The organism is Desulfovibrio psychrotolerans (assembly GCF_013340305.1).
Classification (GTDB): Bacteria; Desulfobacterota; Desulfovibrionia; order Desulfovibrionales; family Desulfovibrionaceae; genus Halodesulfovibrio; species Halodesulfovibrio psychrotolerans.
The window spans coordinates 208,561-223,968 of the sequence record NZ_BLVP01000007.1 but is presented as its reverse complement, the minus strand read 5'-3'; the positions used below and the strand labels follow the sequence as shown (position 1 = coordinate 223,968).

The following is a 15,408-nucleotide window of genomic DNA, read 5'->3' as shown; positions in this document are numbered from 1 at the left end:
ATTCTGAACATTTCCTGCAACATGTACAACCATTTATGAACGGCCCCCGGAAGTGACGTTTCTGCAGTCGCCTACGGCGAGCGTATGCTATTTGCGGGCGGAGAGAGTGTTCCGCCCTTTTTGTCATGTAACCCCGTGTCTCTACTGTAAGGAGAGAATAGAATGTCTAAATCCATCAAGGGATCCCGTACGGAAAAGAACCTGCTCACCTCCTTTGCCGGAGAATCGCAGGCGCGCAACCGCTACACCTACTTTGCCGCCATTGCCAAGAAGGAAGGGTATGTGCAGATCAGCCACATCTTTGAAGAAACCGCCAACCATGAGAAGGAACATGCCAAGCGCATGTTCAAGTTCCTTGAAGGCGGCGATGTGGAGATTACCGCCTCCTTCCCCGCAGGGAAGCTGGACACCACGCTGGAGTGCCTGAAGGCGGCTGCCCATGGTGAGCACGAGGAGTTTGTGGAGCTGTATCCCGAGTTTGCCCGCGTGGCGGACGAGGAAGGGTTCCCGGATGTGGCAAAGATGTACCGCAGCATCTGTATTGCGGAAGAATACCACGAGGAGCGTTACCGCGCCCTGATAAGCAATCTGGAAAAGGGGCTGGTGTTCCGCAAGGAAGAGAGCATTGTCTGGCGTTGCCGCAACTGTGGGTACAACCACACGGGTACCGAGGCACCTGAGCTTTGCCCCGCCTGTATCCATCCGCAGGCGCATTTTGAAAAGAAGGCGACTAATTGGTAATTTGCTGGAAACCGGTTGGTAACCGGCCAGTACCGGCGGGTAATCGATTGGTCTTCGCGTGATGCTTACGGGCGGCATGGGCTGTTTCGTATGATGATTCCCGTGCGGGCATCGGCTTTGTGCCGGTGCCCGTTTTTGTTTCGGGCTCTTGCAGACATGGTGCAGGTATTGTGCGGGCACCGTGCAGGCACAGTACAGGCATTGTGCGGCAGGTGAAAATACAATAGGTTGGCGCAGGATTTATGGGAGATGAAGACTGCATAAGACCGCATGGACGGGCACAATCGGAGCGGGCATGATACAGAGTTTGGCAGGCGTGATAGGATTTACCGTGCTGGCATGGGCCATAAGCGAAGACCGGAGGAAGGTGGAGCCGCGCGTCATTGTTGCAGGGTTGCTGCTTCAGTTCGCCGCCGCGCTGTTGCTCCTTAAGGTGCCTGTGTTCCAGTCCATGCTCATGGGGTTGAACGGGCTGGTGGATGCGCTGCAGCAGGCTACCATGGCAGGTACGTCGTTCATCTTCGGGTATCTGGGAGGCGGAGCGCTGCCCTATGACGAAACAGTGCCCGGGGGAAGCTGGATTCTGGCATTTCAGGCACTGCCGCTCATTCTTGTGGTGAGCGCCCTTTCCGCTCTGCTGTTTTACTGGCGCATTATCCCCCTTGTGGTGCGCGGATTCTCGCTGGTGCTGCAAAGAACCATGGACGTGGGCGGTGCGTTGGGGCTGGGCGTGGCAGCCAACGTGTTTGTCGGCATGGTTGAGGCACCGATTATTATTGCTCCCTATGTGCGCCGCATGACGCGCAGTGAACTCTTTACGCTTATGACCAGCGGTATGGCTACGTTATCCGGCACTGTGCTTGTTCTGTATGCCAGCATTTTGAACGGCGTGCTGCCCGGTGCCATCGGGCATATTCTTACCGCATCCATTATCAGCGCCCCTGCGGCCATTCTTGTTTCCCGGCTCATGGTGCCGGAGCGGGAAGGCCGAACCGCCGGAGATGCAGACCCCATGTCGGACGCAGTAAGCTCCATGGATGCCATAACAAAGGGCACGGCGGAGGGGGTGAAGCTGCTGATCAACGTGGTGGCAATGTTGCTGGTGCTTGTGGCGCTTGTGGCGCTGGGCAACCAGTTGCTGGAGTTTTTGCCGCATGTTGGCGGAAAGCCTGTTACGCTGGAACGGCTTTTGGGGTTTGTGATGTGGCCCGTGGTGTGGCTGATGGGCATTCCTGCCGCAGAAGCGGCACAGGCGGCCCAGCTCATGGGCACCAAGACGATTCTGAACGAGTTTATAGCCTATCTGCAGTTGGCTGCCCTGCCGCCGGATGCCCTTTCTCCCCGCTCCGTGACCATTATGACCTATGCCATGTGCGGGTTTGCCAATCTGGGGAGTCTTGGTATTCTTATCGGAGGGCTTGCTGCACTGACGCCGGAGCGGAAAGACGAGGTTGTCTCGCTGGGCATGAAGTCCATTGTGGCAGGTACCCTGGCAACCTGCATGACAGGGGCCGTGGTGGGCCTGCTGTATTAGGTTCTTTGTCCCCGTGCGGAGGGGAGGGCGGTTCAGACACGGAGGCGGCGTTTGAAGATTTTGTTCATACATCCCAATTTTCCTGCACAGTTCCGGCATGTTGCGGCGGCGCTGGGGCGTGATCCCGCCCATGAGGTGGTTTTTGCCTGCACCAATCCCCGCCCGGAATGGGTTATTCCCGGCGTGCGCAAGGTGCAGTTTGCCACCCGGTTCATGCCGCCCAAGGGGGTGCACCGGTTTGCCCTGCATTTCGAGACCGTGGCGGCGCAGGGAGAGGCCGGATACGTGCTCTGCCGCAAGCTGGCTGATGCCGGTTTTGTGCCGGACGTGGTGGTGGCCCATTCCGGCTGGGGGGCCAGCCTGTTTGTGCGTGATGCGCTGCCCCGTACGCCCTTTCTGGGATACTTTGAGTGGTATTACCGGGCGCAGGGGGCCGATGTGGGGTTTGATCCCGCCGAACCGGTAAACGATGCCCTGCGCATGAATCTGCGTGTGCGCAACCTGCCCATTCTGAGCGACCTTGAGGCCTGCTGCGCGGGGCAGCTGCCCACAACGTGGCAGGCGGCGCAGTTTCCGCCCGCCTTCAGGGACAAGCTGACCGTGTGCCATGACGGGGTGGATACGCAGTTCTTTGCGCCGCTTTCTGCGGAGGAACGGCGACGCGGGCTGGTGTTGCCCGGTCTGGACCTTGGCGGTGTGCGGGAGATAGTCACCTATGCCACGCGGGGCATGGAGCCGTATCGGGGGTTCCCCCAGTTTATGGAGGCGCTGCCGGATATTCTGGAGCGGCGTTCCGGTGCGCATGTGGTTATTGTGGGGGAAGACCGTGTCTGTTACGGACGTCCGCCGGAAGGCGGGGGGACGTGGAAGTCTGTGATGCTGAAAAAGCTGGAAGGGGTTCCCGGCATGGACCGGGTGCATTTTACGGGCGGACTGCCCTATGGGCAGTACCGGCAGGTATTGCAGCATTCCATGGCCCATGTGTACCTGACACGGCCCTTTGTGCTCTCGTGGTCGATGCTGGAGGCCATGAGTTGCGGCGCGCCTGTTATTGCCTCTGCCACGCCGCCTGTGGAAGAGGTGATTACCTCCGGCGTAAACGGCGTGCTGGTGGACTTTTTTTCGCCGCGCGCCATTGCGGATGCCGTGTGCGGCGCACTGGAGAGGCCCGCAGACTTTGTGCCCATGCGCAAACGCGCACGGCAGACCATTGCGGAGCACTACAATCTGGAAACCCTGCTGCCCCGCAGCGTGCAGATGGTGCTGGACGCAGGGACGGGCAGGCTGGGGTAGGCTTATCCCACTACCCAGACGGTGCAGCCCTGCGTTTCCTGAATGATGCGGTTGGAGACGCTGCCGAAGAGGAATGCCTCTGTTCTGGAAACCCCCCGCTTGCCCACGATGACGGTTCCGTACCCTTCCTCACGCTGAATGCGCAGGATGTCTTCCACCACGCTTTCGCCCGTGCTGCACACCGTTGCCTGCCCGAAGGGAGATTTGCAGCTGGCAAGGTAGCGCTCGTCTATGGCTGCTGCGGGAATGCCGTATTCCGTAAGGCGGGTGCGTGCCGCAGACAGGTGGCGGTGGTGGGCCTGCGTCCTGCTGTCGCACTCTGCCCGCCACGATGCCTCGTCCGGAAAGAAGTCGCGGTCCGGCAGGCGTTCCACGAAAACAAGGGTGACGTGTACGTCCGGCACATGGGCGAGCATGCTGCCTGCGTAGGCCACGGCATTGTATGAGCTTTCTGAGGAATCGAACGCGAGCAGGATCTTTTGGGTTTGCATGTCTGTTCTCCTTATGCCGGTCGCATGGCGGTTCCGGAGGGGGTGGTCAGCGGGATGCCAGCCGTTCCAGTTCTTCCACGCAGGGGGTGAGGTCTTCCATCAGTTCGGTGGTGGTGTTGTAGAACACGGGGGCACCGGCGGCAAAATGCATGAGCACCCGGTTGAGCTGTTCCGGTATGTAAGGGTAGAGCTTGCGCAGGTTGACGATGCGGTTGGGGATGACGATGGACAGGTCGTCTGACGTGAGCTTTTCCGTGCGCTCTTCCGGCAGGCCGAGCGATTCCAGCGACTGCACCGTGATATTGGCCTTGCCCACCAGAAAGACCAGTATGTTGCCCAGCCCGAACAGGTCGAGCCCGAAGGGGTGTTCGTAGGACTTGAAGGTGTAGTCGAAGTCTATCCACCGCCATTGGCCTGTTTCGAACTCCACATAGAGGTGGTCGCGGCGGATATCGCCGTGGCGTTCACCATGTTCGTGCAGGGTGCCGATGGCTCTGATGGCTCCCAGATAGGTGCGCAGCAGACCCGGAAGGTGTGTGCGGAAATAGGTGGCGTGGTCCGCGTCCAGTCGGTCTACGGTTATGTCCAGTCTTCTGCCGGAGACAATATCCAGCACGCGCACGTTGCGGTCTACGGCATCGCGCGCGGTGAAGCCCTGCATAAAGCGCATATCGCCCCGCACCAGATCCAGTATGCGGCTTTCCTTATCGGGGCTGCGGAAGCATTCCACATTGAGCCTGCCCACCTGAATGGGGAAGGTTTCGAAGAATTCCAGCTTGAGAATCTTGCGCTCGCCGGTTTCCAGTTCATGGCAGCGTTTGACCCAGTACTTGGGGTCTTCCAGCCCGAAGCGGCGTTCCATCTCGTTTTTGTAGACAAGGTAGTGGCGGTTGGCCACGCGGATGACATCGCCGTAGTCAATGGACATGAACTGCGTGGTGTCCGTGACGAGATGGCGGCAGTGACGGAGAGGAAATTCCGGCAGGTGGGTGCGTATGAGTTCGCGGACTTCGGATGACATGGTGGTGCTCCTTGGTTCCTTGTACCTTGAGAGTACCATGAGTGCGGGATGTTAGCGAGCAGAATCAGGAATACAGGGGACGGGGGGAGGGGCTGTGAGGCACTGGCGGGAAGGCGGCAGGAGCTTTTCCAGCACTATGCGGGAGCCGGGAAGAGCCGCCAGAGGCCGGAGATTGCGTCTGCCTCTGCTCAGAGAGAAGGGGGGAGCGGAAAGTAATGTTCGTGCAGTTTCCGGTAGGCTTCCGTTTCTTTGAACCGGCGCAGGTGCGCGGAGAAGTCATTGACGGTTTCTTCCGGCACTCCGCGTCTGCTGAAAATGAGGAACAGGCCGTCTGTTTTGACCGTGATGTCCATGTGGGGGCGGATAGTTTCATCCTTCAGCATACGCAGAATGTGCAGGCCGTTGCCCAGTTCCGCTACGGTGGCGTCCAGCCTGCCTAACTGCAGTTTGCGGAAATTGAGGAAGTCTGCGTGCACCTGTTCCACCACGCAGTAGGTTTCTATGAAGTCCCAGAATTCCTGTGTGTAGCTGTAGCCCAGCACGACGCCGATGCGCTTGCCCTTGAGGTCTTCCATGGACCGGATGGGGCTGTTGCGGGTCCATATCACCCACGGGGTATCGACAAGTGATTCCTGCGGGAAGTGGGCAAAGAGGGCGCGGTCCGGGGTGAAGTTGGCGGAAAAGAGGCCGTCTGCATGGCCGTGTTCCAGAATCTCCATGGCCCGCTTCCATGGAAAGGCCTGAAGCGGCTTCATTTCGATGCCCATCTCCTCGAACACGCGGCTTACGACCGCAACGGAGAAGCCGTCTACGCCGTATTCCGTTTCATACTGATACGGCGGCCAGATATCGCAGACAAGGGTTAAGGATGGGCGAGCGGAGAGCAGGGGGTAGGCCAGCACGCTGAGCAACCCGGCGGCAAGCAGGGCGATGAAGGCAGAGCGGACGGATGGGCGCATGGGGACTCTCCTTTACCATTCTATAGCCATTGTACCGGAGAAGCGGAAGTATAGAGTTGGCGGGAAAAAGCTCTTTATCACAGGGAGATAGGTACTGGCAGATGAAATGAGAGAACAGCCTCCCCCGGAGCCAGAGTGCGCAGGGGGAGGCTTTGTATGATCGTTGGGCTACCCTTTTTTCATGTCTTCGATAAGCCTGCGGAGCCTGATAGCCTGTTCCGCCAGTTCGCTTATGGCCTGTGCGGATTGATTCATGGCACTGGCTGTTTCCTGCGAAATCTGGTCAATCTCTTCCACGCTGCGGTTAATCTGTTCGCTCGCAGAGGACTGTTGTTCGCTGGCGGTTGCTATGCCGCGTACCTGATCAGCGGCTCGATCCACCAGCGTGACAATTTCCTGCAGGGCCAGTCCTGATTTTTCCGCAAGTTCTGTGGCCCGCCCGATGGCGCTGACGGAATTTTCCACGTTATCCAGATTTTTGCGTGTACCCTGCTGAATGTCGCCAACTGCCTGCCCTACTTCCTTTGTGGCGGTCATGGTCTTTTCCGCCAGCTTGCGTACCTCGTCAGCCACCACGGCAAATCCGCGCCCGGCATCACCTGCGCGGGCAGCTTCAATGGCGGCGTTCAGGGCCAGCAGGTTGGTCTGGTCTGCAATATCGGAAATGACGTTCATGATCTGGCCTATGCCCTCGGCCTGTTTGCCGAGGGTGCCCATATCGTTTTTCATGACGACGGAAGCCTGTTGCACTTCGGTTATGCTTTGTACGGCCTGGGAGACAACAGTTGCCCCTTCAGCAGCCTTGGAACGGGCAACCCCTGTGGCTTCGGACGCTTCGGAAGCATTACGGGCAACCTCCAGCACGGTGGCGTTCATCTGCTCCATGGCGGTGGCGGTTTCGCCCAGCCGTTGCGACTGCACTTCGGTGCCTCTGCTGGACTGTTCGATCTGGGCGGAAAGTTCCTCGCTTGCTGTACTGATGATTTCCACAACGCCTTCAAGCTGGGCTGCCGCCTGCATCATGCCTTCTGCCTTGGCGCGCTCAGCACGGTTTTTGGCTTCGTTTGCCTCTTCCGTGGCAAGTTGGGCACGACGGGCCTCGGCGGCAGCTTCTGTAGTTTTCTGATCAGCTTCATTCATTTTTTCGATCAGTTTGCCTACCATTGCCTGAATGCTTCGGTTGAGTCTTCCCAGTTCATCGCCCTGATCGATTCCGGACTTCGCTTGCAGATTGCCACCTTCGATCTCACCTGCATACTGCATCAGCAACTGGATGGGCCGGATGATGCCACGACTGATGAAATATCCCGCACCGATGCCAAAGGCCAGAAATACGGCTGAAGCCAAGGCAATGGTCCACCGTAGTTGATACACTTGGGCCAGGACATCATCCTTAATCGCCCCGACCGCTATAGACCATGCTGTTCCTTCAATAGGAGAGAACCCGAAGAAACGGTCAGAGCCCATAAAGCTATATTCATCAAATCCGGACTCTCCACGCACCATTCGTTGAAGCATAACGGCGAGTCTTTTAAAGTCATTGTTCGTTCTGGATTCTTCAATAAAGTTGCGTTGGTCGAGCACGAACTGTCGATTTGCGTGTGCGATAAGCGCGCCTTTTCCATCGATAATGTACGAGTAACCCGATCTTCCGTACCGGATTCCGTCAGTGACTTCACTGAGCATTACAGCATCCAAAATGCCGAAGACTACGCCTGCAACCTTGCCGTTTTCGTCTTTGACAGGAGACGCGACAACCATAATCGGCTTGTTGAGGACTTTATGAATGATGACATCGGAAAAAGTCGTCTTACCATTCATTGCCTGCTTGAAATACTCTCGTTCACTGACATTCGCTTCTGTTCCGTCATGGAGCTTTGCATGCCCATCCGGCGTGACAAAGGCCATTTGCTGCATGCCCAGCCGTGAATTTTCAGCAACGAGGGCGGGCTGTTGCTGCCCCCAATCCATGGAACGGATCACATGCCTGTTGGCGACACCCTCCAAGGCAAGCATGTAGTAGTCCAATCTGCTTCGTACAAGCTTTGCGCCATCTACCGCGATGCTTGGAATATTCTCCTGCACCTGCTCAAGCGACGACTGAAATGCTCTGTCATATGCTATGTATCCGACTCCGGAGCACACAAGAAGGAGAAGGCTTACAAAGCCACCTATAAGTTTTGTCTTTATTGAAACGTTTTTCATAGTAGTTCCATTTTTAAATGTACAAACGCTGTTTGGTAACGTGCATGAATTATTGCCGCCTAAAGATAATGTGATATTATAGGTAGTGCTGCGTTGATCGCTATAAGTGAGAAGGAACTGCGCGAGATTTTTTTATGAATTACCTAATGTGATTATCATGCCTGGAATTTGTGTTGCAACTATTTTTATTTTTTTTGACTTGATAAAAATGGGGCATTTTATGTTTCGTTGTTACAATTTTAAAATTCGTATGCGTTTGCGTCGCAATAAATTTCTATGTCCTTAGAAGGGCTGCGGGAGATGGAGGCAAGCGTAAAAGAAGGCCCCCGGAGAGATGTCCGGGGGCCGTGTGTGCCGGGAAGGGGAAACCCTACATTTTGAGGTTCACTTTTTCCGGGCTGAGCCGCCGCTCCAGCGCGTCTGCGTATTTGGACATGAAGAAGCAGGGGACAAAGTAGAGCAGGGCGGCGAGGGTCCAGATTTCCATGGAGTTGACCATAAGGCGGTTATCCACGGCCTTGGCTACGGAGGTGAGTTCCATGACGCCGAGGATGGAGACCAGCGAGGTATCCTTGAAAATGGCGATAAACAGGCCCACGATGGGCGGAATCATCTGCTTGAGGGCCTGCGGCAGGATGATCTTGCGCATGGTCTGCCAGTAGGAAAGGCCGGAAGCGGTGGCGGCTTCCACCTGTCCGGGCGGGATGTTCTGGATGCCGCTGCGCACGATTTCCGCAAGGTAGGCCGCGGTGAACAGGGTGAGCGCGATGGAGGCGGACCAGACCGTGTTGAAGAAGGTGTTAAACAGCACCGGAATGAGGAAATAGACCCAGTAGATGACGATTATGAGCGGGTTGCCGCGGATGATTTCTATGTACAGCAGGCTGGGAATGCGGAAAATGCGGTTGGTTGAGCAACGGCCGAGGCCCACCAGCAGCCCGATGACAAAGCTGGCCGCAATGGCGACCACGGCGATGATGAACGAGAGTGCGAACCCGCCGAGACCGAGGAAGGGGTCTGCCACCTCGTTGGGAAACTGCCAGAGGATGAGATTGGAAAATTCGCGGGCGACGACTGCCCAGTCAAAGCCGAGCACGCCCTTGACCACGGTATAGAGGCAGGCGGCGAGAAAGGCCAGAAAGGCTGCCTTGGAAGCAAGGATGAGTGCCTGCCTGCCCCGGCGCAGCGTGGCCAGCCATGCGGCGCGGGTGCTGGAAAGATAGGTGCTTGCTGCCTGCCTGCGTTTGCGGGCACGCAGGAAACGCCCCACCGGGTTGAGCAGCAGGCGGCTGGCTGTTCCGAAAGGCCAGCAGAGCGCATTGACGAAGAGTGCCGGGACGGAGGTTCCGGTGTTGCCCACGGTGCGCAGGCGGGAGTTTACGCCGTTCAGCACAAAAGAAATGATCAGCGAGAAGGAGAGGTACATGACCGATGCGGCGGTTGTGGCCTCGAACCCCTTGAAGGTGAGTGCCTCTGCCTGCTGGGCCTGCCATGTCATATCTGCCACGCCCACGAACATGGCCAGCGAGGTGTTCTTCATGTTGTTGAGGAACTCGCTGCCCAGCGGGGGGATGATTTCGCGGAAGGCCAGGGGCAGGATGATGGTGCGCAGCACCTGTACGTAGGAGAGGCCCGAAGAGTAGGATGCTTCCAGTATGCCCTTGGGGATGGATTGCAGGCCCGCCCGGATGACTTCTGCCATGAAGGCGCTGGTGTACATGCCCACGGCCACGGCGGCTGTCCAGAATTCGAACTGCATGCTGAACACCCATTCGCGCAGGGTGTCCGGCAGGGCACGGGGCAGGGCGAAATAGAAGAAGAACAGCACCACCAGAAGCGGGGTGTTGCGGAAAAATTCTATGATGCAGGTGGCGGTGTAGCGCAGGGGCTTGAAGTCTGAAAGCCGGGAGAGGCCGAGGGCGGTGCCCAGAACAAGACCGATGGCGGCGCTGACGGCGGTGATTTTTACCGTGACCCACAGGCCGCGGAGGATCTCGTAGCCCAGATTGATCTGGTAGGTCTCGTTCACCGTGTAGAGCATGGACCATTCGAACTTGTAGCCGAAGTCGAAAACCCAGCCCCAGTAATAGACCATGAGTGCCGCAAGCGTGAACAGCACGGCGTTTTGGACCCAGTTCTTTTCCAGCCAGAAGCGTATCATGAACAGCAAACCATTGTGTTGAGGTGCGCGGACGGGCGCATGGCCCGTTATCTGGTGCAGACAAGCGTGCGCCCGGCTGAGCCGGGCGCACGGCGATTATCAATAGCAACCAGATGGTATGCGGCCGTTGGGGAAAGGCGGTCTGCTGTGTTGCAGCGAAACGTTCCTATCTTCGCGTATGCCTGCATACGCTTTGGAACTGAACATTTTGCGCGCCCTGCATTCTGCCATTGTTGAACGGCCTGTCGAAACGGATTTCAGCAGACGGTTAGGGCCAGATTTCGATCTGGTCGGTCATGGGCATGGCGTAGGGGGTCTCAGGACCGTACCACTTGTTGTAAATGGCCATGTAGGTGCCGTCGAGCCACATATCCTGCAGGGCGAAGTTCACTGCGTCACGCAGGGCGGAATCGTCCTGGGGCAGGCCCATGCCGTAGGGTTCGTCGGAGAGGAAATCGCCTACGAGTTCAAATTCGCCGGGCTTCTTGGCGGCATAGCCGAGGAGGATGGTTGCGTCGGTGGTCCAGCCGGCCACGCGGCCCATTTCTAGTGCCTGGAAGCACTCGGATTCCTTCTGGAAGGAGATGACGTTGGCATCGGGGTTGGCAACACCAAGGGCCTTGAGGGCGTTCTTGATGTTGATTTCGGACGTGGTGCCCTGCATGGTGGCGATCTTCTTGTCCTTCATGTCTTCCAGAGAGGCGAAGGCACCCTTCTTGGCAAGCACCTTCTGGCCGTCGAAGAAGTAGGTGATGGAGAAGTCGATGGACTTGTCGCGTTCACGGGTGTGGGTCATGTTGGCAACGGACACGTCTATGCGGTTCTGCTGGATGAAGGCGATGCGGGTCTTGTTGTTGACCTTTACGCGCTCAAGTTCCACGCCCATGCGCTTGGCAAGTTCGGTGGAGATGTCGTAGTCAAAGCCGGTCCATTCGCCCTTTTCGTCAAAGAAGGCGCCGGGGATGGAGTCGGTCATGATGCCGATGCGGATTTTCTTTTCCTGCATGATGCGGTCATAGACCGGGCCTGCAAACGCGGCCGACGCCACCATGGTGATGGCCAGCGCGAGGGCGATAATTCTTCCGATACGCATGTTCTACTCCCAGTGTTTTCAGTTTCCTCTGTGCCCGGTGCCCCGGTGCACGCCTCAACATACGGAAGGCTCCGGCGCAGGCCGGTGCCCGGTGTCCATGCTAGTGCGAGAGAATCTTGCTGAGAAAATCCTTGGTGCGGTCCTGCTTGGGATTGTTGAAGAACTCGTTGGGGGTGTTTTCCTCTATGAGTTCGCCGAAATCCATGAAAATGACCCGGTCCGCCACCTCACGCGCGAAGCCCATCTCGTGCGTCACGCAGGCCATGGTCATGCCCTCGCGGGCAAGGGCTTTCATGACGTCGAGCACTTCGTTGATCATTTCGGGGTCGAGGGCGGAGGTGGGTTCGTCGAAGAGCATGATCTTCGGCTTCATGGCAAGGCCGCGCGCAATGGCCACGCGCTGCTGCTGGCCGCCGGAGAGCTGGCTGGGGTAGGCACCCGCCTTGTCGGGGATGTTCACCTTTTCCAGCAGTTCCATGGCCAGCCTGTCCGCCTCGGCGCGCGGGGTATTGCGCACCATGGTGGGGGCGAGGGTGATGTTCTCCAGAACCGTCATGTGCGGATACAGGTTGAACTGCTGGAAAACGAAGCCTATCTCGGCGCGCAGGCTGGTAAGATTGAGCCGGGGGTCGTGGAGGTCCAGCCCGTCCACGATGATGCGCCCCTTCTGGATCGGTTCCAGCTTGTTGATGCAGCGGATGAGTGTGCTTTTGCCGGAGCCGGAAGGGCCGCAGATGACCACGACCTCGCCTTGGGCAATTTCAAGGTTGACGTCCTTGAGCACATGATGGTCGCTGCCGTACCACTTATTCACCTGTTCAAAACGGATCACATGATTCTCCCAGTAATGGCATAGGCGCGGGATGCCTCAATCCCGCACAAGGGTGCTACCAAAAAAGGTTGCAATGGGGCAACGAAAAACTGGACGGTTTACAATATTGTCTGCTGCGTTTTGGCTGAAATATCGGGGGAAAGTCTGATGAAAGACGCTACCCGGCCAGTATTTAAGGGGGAATTTTGGGGAATGCGGGTGCAGGTGCCGGAAAGGGCGGGCGGGATGCTTCAAACTTGCAATGTTTGTGCGGTTATTGCGGAATATTTTTACAAATGTGCAATATGGTGATGGTTCCTTCAGTCTGCCCGTCAAAAAGGCTGTTTTGGTTCAGAATCGTCGCAGGGAAGGATGATGTAGAAGCAGTTGCCCTTGGGGTGCTGTTCGTACCCCGCATCGCCTCCGTGCAGGCGGGTTATTTCCTGCACGAAGAAAAGGCCGTGCCCCGTGCCGTATTCCTGCCCGACGTCTTTGCCGCGGTAGTCGGCATCGAAAATGCGGGGGGCATCGTCGCTGTCCAGATGGGGGCCGGAGGTGATGATGTCTATGCGCGCGGCATCCCGGTCGCCTTCAAGGTAGCCGCGCAGGCGGGATATGCCGTAGCAGAGGAATTTTGCGGGCATGCCCGAAAGTGCGTGGCCTTTTGCGTCTTCGGGGGCTGGTGAGGGGCGCGTATACTTGACGGCGTTGGAGAAGAGGTTGGCCAGCACCTGACTGATGAGGCCTACGTCTGCGGTGACGGTGATGTCTTTTTCCGTGGCTGCGGAGGCATCGCAGAAGGGCACGAGGGCGATGTCCTTTTCGTCGAAGCGGGTTTTGAACCGCTCCAGTTGCGGGGCCATTATCCTGTCGTGCAGGTGGACCACTGTTTTGTGCAGCACGTAGCGTCCTTTTTCGAAATGGCTCTGCCGGAGCAGGGTTTCCAGAAAAAGGCTTGTCTGCTGGAAGTGCTTGTAGACCTCCTGATACTGCTCGTCCATGCGGTTCTGGATATAGTTGAGCTGGGCGAGGGCGTTTGAGCACTCGGAGGTTTCCAGCAGGTCTTCTATGGCGTGGCGCATGGATTTCATTTTGCCGTCCAGTTGCCGGAACAGCAGCTTGAAGTACATGTTGGGCACGATGACGTTGTGGCCGATATCGTGCACGAGGCTCTTGATGAATTCCAGATGCTCGCGGTGCTTGCAGGCCACAAGTCTGTTATGCAGTTGGTAGCCCACGCGGTTGGCGAATTTTTCGTAAAAAAGCTGCTTCTTGGGGGAAAGCGGCAGGCGCGGGTGCAGAACAAGCAGCCCCAGCGTTTCGCCCACCGGGGTTATGGGCAGCAGTTCCACATCCATCTTTTTGCCGCGGATGGGGATGCAGTAGCGGCCTTCGTGAATGAACGGACCGTCGGTAAGGGGCAGGCCTTCCGTATCCATGGGGGGGATGGTGCAGTCTGCCCCGGTGGAACAGCAGTAACGCAGCAGGCTGGCGGAACGGGTGAGCACGTAAATTTCTGCGTGGATGTGGAACAGGGAGCGCAGGGTCAGCACCGCCAGCGTGAGCAGGTCTTCCAGCAGGTCGAATTCCTGAGCGAGGTCGAAAAAGACGTTGAATGCCCGGGACTGGTTCTGGCTGAAGTCGTACCGTTTGTAATCGCCGACCTTTTCGGCGATGCGCCTGTTTACCAGAGCGAAGACCGTTTCCAGTTCCTGCTTGCTTTGAAAGGGATTGCTGCGCGTGCTCATGCTGCTTCCGTGTGCCCTGTTTGCTGCCTGCCGTAAAACCGTTGCCCTGCTCCGCCGTGCCGGATGTGTAACAAGTATGGTTGCCACTATGACGCATTAAGCGGTTTTCGCCAAGGAAATCATGCTGATTCGGGGAGCGGTGACAGGTTTGACTTTCTTGGGGTTTGCGGGTCTATTCAGACAATGGCAGAGGGGGGGAACCATATGGTTCTCATTATGCAACCTGTGGTTTTTTGACTGAGGAAATGAATGATTCCCATAGTGCTTGGAGTGTACGAATCGCAGAAGACCGATACGGTGGGCACGGGAACAACGCGCCAGACCACGGACCTGCGGATTCTCTGGTTTGCCGCGCAGATGCCCGGGGGGGATATCGCGTGTCAGCCGCTTACGGACCAGCATCTGCCCTCGGGGTTTGTGCAGCCGGTGGAGAGGGACGTGTTCCTTTCCGGCTACCACCCGGTGCCGCAGGTGTATGACGAGTCGCTGCGCGGCGTGGTGAATGCGTTGCGGGACAGGATGAACGGCATGGACTCTGTGCTTGCAGTGAAGACGTTGCCGCGCGAGGAGGCCATGCTTTTCAGGGGGCTTATGGCTTTTTTGCATGCCAAGCCCGATATTCCTCCTTCCGATGCCGACATGCTGTCTGTGCGCACCATGCTGGATGCCATGCGGCAGACGAAGAATCTGGTGTTTGAGTATCAGCGGGTTATCACGGACGCCGCCATTGAACTGCGCAAGAAGCGCAACTTTGAAGCCGCCGTGACCTACTACCAGAAGGCGCTTGTGCTGGACAGCGGGAACGATCACATCATGTTCAATCTGGCGCGGGCGTATTTTGAAATGGGAAAGTTCAACGAGGCGCGCGGGATGCTGTATCAGGCTCTGGAGGTGAACCCGGAGCTTGAGGTGGCGCGCCGGTTTTTGAGGTATCTGGACGCCTCCAGCGCGGGATGACGGGGCGGAAAGTGGGGTTGATTTCCATTGAGTGTCGGAGCCTGCAAGGAGACGGAAATGGTTGAAAGACGAAAGGACCCGCGTGTGCCGCTGGATTGCCCCGTTTTTGCCACCATCCGCATGGTGGATGGTGCGGAGGTATACTGCCTGCTGCGCGATGTGAGCCTTAAAGGGGCGCAGGTGGCGCTGCCGCCCGGCGAACGCAACGTGCGCGTGCGCGAAGGGGATGTGCTGACCATTGTGGACCCGCCGGTGCAACTGGACGGAGTGATAACCAATGCCCATGCCGTGGTGGCGTGGGTGGGGGAAGAATCCTTCGGGGTGTGTTTCCGCAACGGCATGGACATAGACCAGCGATTGCTGGAAAAGCTGCTTGCGGACTCCTGCATTTAGC

At 57.6% G+C, this 15,408-nt stretch carries 13 protein-coding genes; 5 read left to right on the top strand and 8 right to left on the bottom strand.

The annotated features are described in order from the left end of the window. The first annotated feature begins 162 nt into the window (after positions 1-162). From rbr to HUV26_RS07105, 3 genes are all read left to right on the top strand, one after another. Positions 163-741 carry a rubrerythrin gene (rbr, locus tag HUV26_RS07115; RefSeq protein ID WP_174409422.1) on the top strand — a complete coding sequence of 193 codons (579 nt, stop codon included), beginning with the start codon at positions 163-165 and terminating at the stop codon, positions 739-741. A gap of 295 nt (positions 742-1,036) precedes the next feature. Continuing rightward, positions 1,037-2,275: a NupC/NupG family nucleoside CNT transporter gene (locus HUV26_RS07110; RefSeq protein ID WP_174409421.1), complete on the top strand. Its 1,239-nt coding sequence runs from the start codon at positions 1,037-1,039 to the stop codon at positions 2,273-2,275. A 51-nt stretch (positions 2,276-2,326) separates the two neighbouring features. After that, the gene (locus HUV26_RS07105; protein WP_174409420.1) at positions 2,327-3,568 is read left to right on the top strand and encodes a glycosyltransferase; all 1,242 of its coding nucleotides are present in this window, start codon (positions 2,327-2,329) and stop codon (positions 3,566-3,568) included. Positions 3,569-3,570: 2 nt separating this feature from the next. Here HUV26_RS07105 and HUV26_RS07100 read toward each other — a convergent pair whose 3' ends face one another. From HUV26_RS07100 to HUV26_RS07065, 8 genes are all read right to left on the bottom strand, one after another. After that, on the bottom strand, positions 3,571-4,059 hold the full coding sequence (locus HUV26_RS07100; RefSeq protein ID WP_174409419.1) for a universal stress protein: 489 nt from the start codon (positions 4,057-4,059) through the stop codon (positions 3,571-3,573). A gap of 46 nt (positions 4,060-4,105) precedes the next feature. Beyond that, a complete protein-coding gene (locus tag HUV26_RS07095) occupies positions 4,106-5,080 on the bottom strand; it encodes a serine/threonine protein kinase (protein ID WP_174409418.1) in 975 nt (324 codons plus the stop codon). Between the two features lie 188 nt (positions 5,081-5,268). Continuing rightward, the gene (locus tag HUV26_RS07090; protein ID WP_174409417.1) at positions 5,269-6,039 is read right to left on the bottom strand and encodes a substrate-binding periplasmic protein; all 771 of its coding nucleotides are present in this window, start codon (positions 6,037-6,039) and stop codon (positions 5,269-5,271) included. A 168-nt stretch (positions 6,040-6,207) separates the two neighbouring features. Beyond that, positions 6,208-8,244, bottom strand: coding sequence for a methyl-accepting chemotaxis protein (locus tag HUV26_RS07085; RefSeq protein ID WP_174409416.1), 2,037 nt, complete (start codon positions 8,242-8,244; stop codon positions 6,208-6,210). Positions 8,245-8,614: 370 nt separating this feature from the next. Then, positions 8,615-10,405, bottom strand: coding sequence for an amino acid ABC transporter permease (locus HUV26_RS07080; protein ID WP_174409415.1), 1,791 nt, complete (start codon positions 10,403-10,405; stop codon positions 8,615-8,617). Positions 10,406-10,673: 268 nt separating this feature from the next. Continuing rightward, positions 10,674-11,498, bottom strand: a complete 825-nt coding sequence (locus tag HUV26_RS07075; protein ID WP_174409414.1) for a transporter substrate-binding domain-containing protein — start codon at positions 11,496-11,498, stop codon at positions 10,674-10,676. 100 nt (positions 11,499-11,598) lie between these two features. Next, complete coding sequence (locus tag HUV26_RS07070) at positions 11,599-12,330, bottom strand: amino acid ABC transporter ATP-binding protein (protein ID WP_174409413.1); 732 nt, start codon at positions 12,328-12,330, stop codon at positions 11,599-11,601. A 311-nt stretch (positions 12,331-12,641) separates the two neighbouring features. Next, a complete protein-coding gene (locus HUV26_RS07065) occupies positions 12,642-14,057 on the bottom strand; it encodes a sensor histidine kinase (RefSeq protein ID WP_174409412.1) in 1,416 nt (471 codons plus the stop codon). 249 nt (positions 14,058-14,306) lie between these two features. On the opposite strand from HUV26_RS07065, the gene HUV26_RS07060 reads away from it, so the two are divergent. Continuing rightward, positions 14,307-15,014 carry a tetratricopeptide repeat protein gene (locus HUV26_RS07060; RefSeq protein WP_174409411.1) on the top strand — a complete coding sequence of 236 codons (708 nt, stop codon included), beginning with the start codon at positions 14,307-14,309 and terminating at the stop codon, positions 15,012-15,014. Between the two features lie 57 nt (positions 15,015-15,071). Then, positions 15,072-15,407, top strand: coding sequence for a PilZ domain-containing protein (locus HUV26_RS07055; RefSeq protein ID WP_174409410.1), 336 nt, complete (start codon positions 15,072-15,074; stop codon positions 15,405-15,407). Position 15,408: the final 1 nt, after the last annotated feature.

Coding starts and splice junctions, on each gene's coding strand:
- rbr (WP_174409422.1), top strand. CDS start 163: ATGTCTAAATCCATCAAGGGATCCCGTACGGAAAAGAACCTGCTCACC.
- HUV26_RS07085 (WP_174409416.1), bottom strand. CDS start 8,244: ATGAAAAACGTTTCAATAAAGACAAAACTTATAGGTGGCTTTGTAAGC.
- HUV26_RS07075 (WP_174409414.1), bottom strand. CDS start 11,498: ATGCGTATCGGAAGAATTATCGCCCTCGCGCTGGCCATCACCATGGTG.
- HUV26_RS07100 (WP_174409419.1), bottom strand. CDS start 4,059: ATGCAAACCCAAAAGATCCTGCTCGCGTTCGATTCCTCAGAAAGCTCA.
- HUV26_RS07090 (WP_174409417.1), bottom strand. CDS start 6,039: ATGCGCCCATCCGTCCGCTCTGCCTTCATCGCCCTGCTTGCCGCCGGG.
- HUV26_RS07060 (WP_174409411.1), top strand. CDS start 14,307: ATGATTCCCATAGTGCTTGGAGTGTACGAATCGCAGAAGACCGATACG.
- HUV26_RS07065 (WP_174409412.1), bottom strand. CDS start 14,057: ATGAGCACGCGCAGCAATCCCTTTCAAAGCAAGCAGGAACTGGAAACG.
- HUV26_RS07055 (WP_174409410.1), top strand. CDS start 15,072: ATGGTTGAAAGACGAAAGGACCCGCGTGTGCCGCTGGATTGCCCCGTT.
- HUV26_RS07110 (WP_174409421.1), top strand. CDS start 1,037: ATGATACAGAGTTTGGCAGGCGTGATAGGATTTACCGTGCTGGCATGG.
- HUV26_RS07095 (WP_174409418.1), bottom strand. CDS start 5,080: ATGTCATCCGAAGTCCGCGAACTCATACGCACCCACCTGCCGGAATTT.
- HUV26_RS07080 (WP_174409415.1), bottom strand. CDS start 10,405: ATGATACGCTTCTGGCTGGAAAAGAACTGGGTCCAAAACGCCGTGCTG.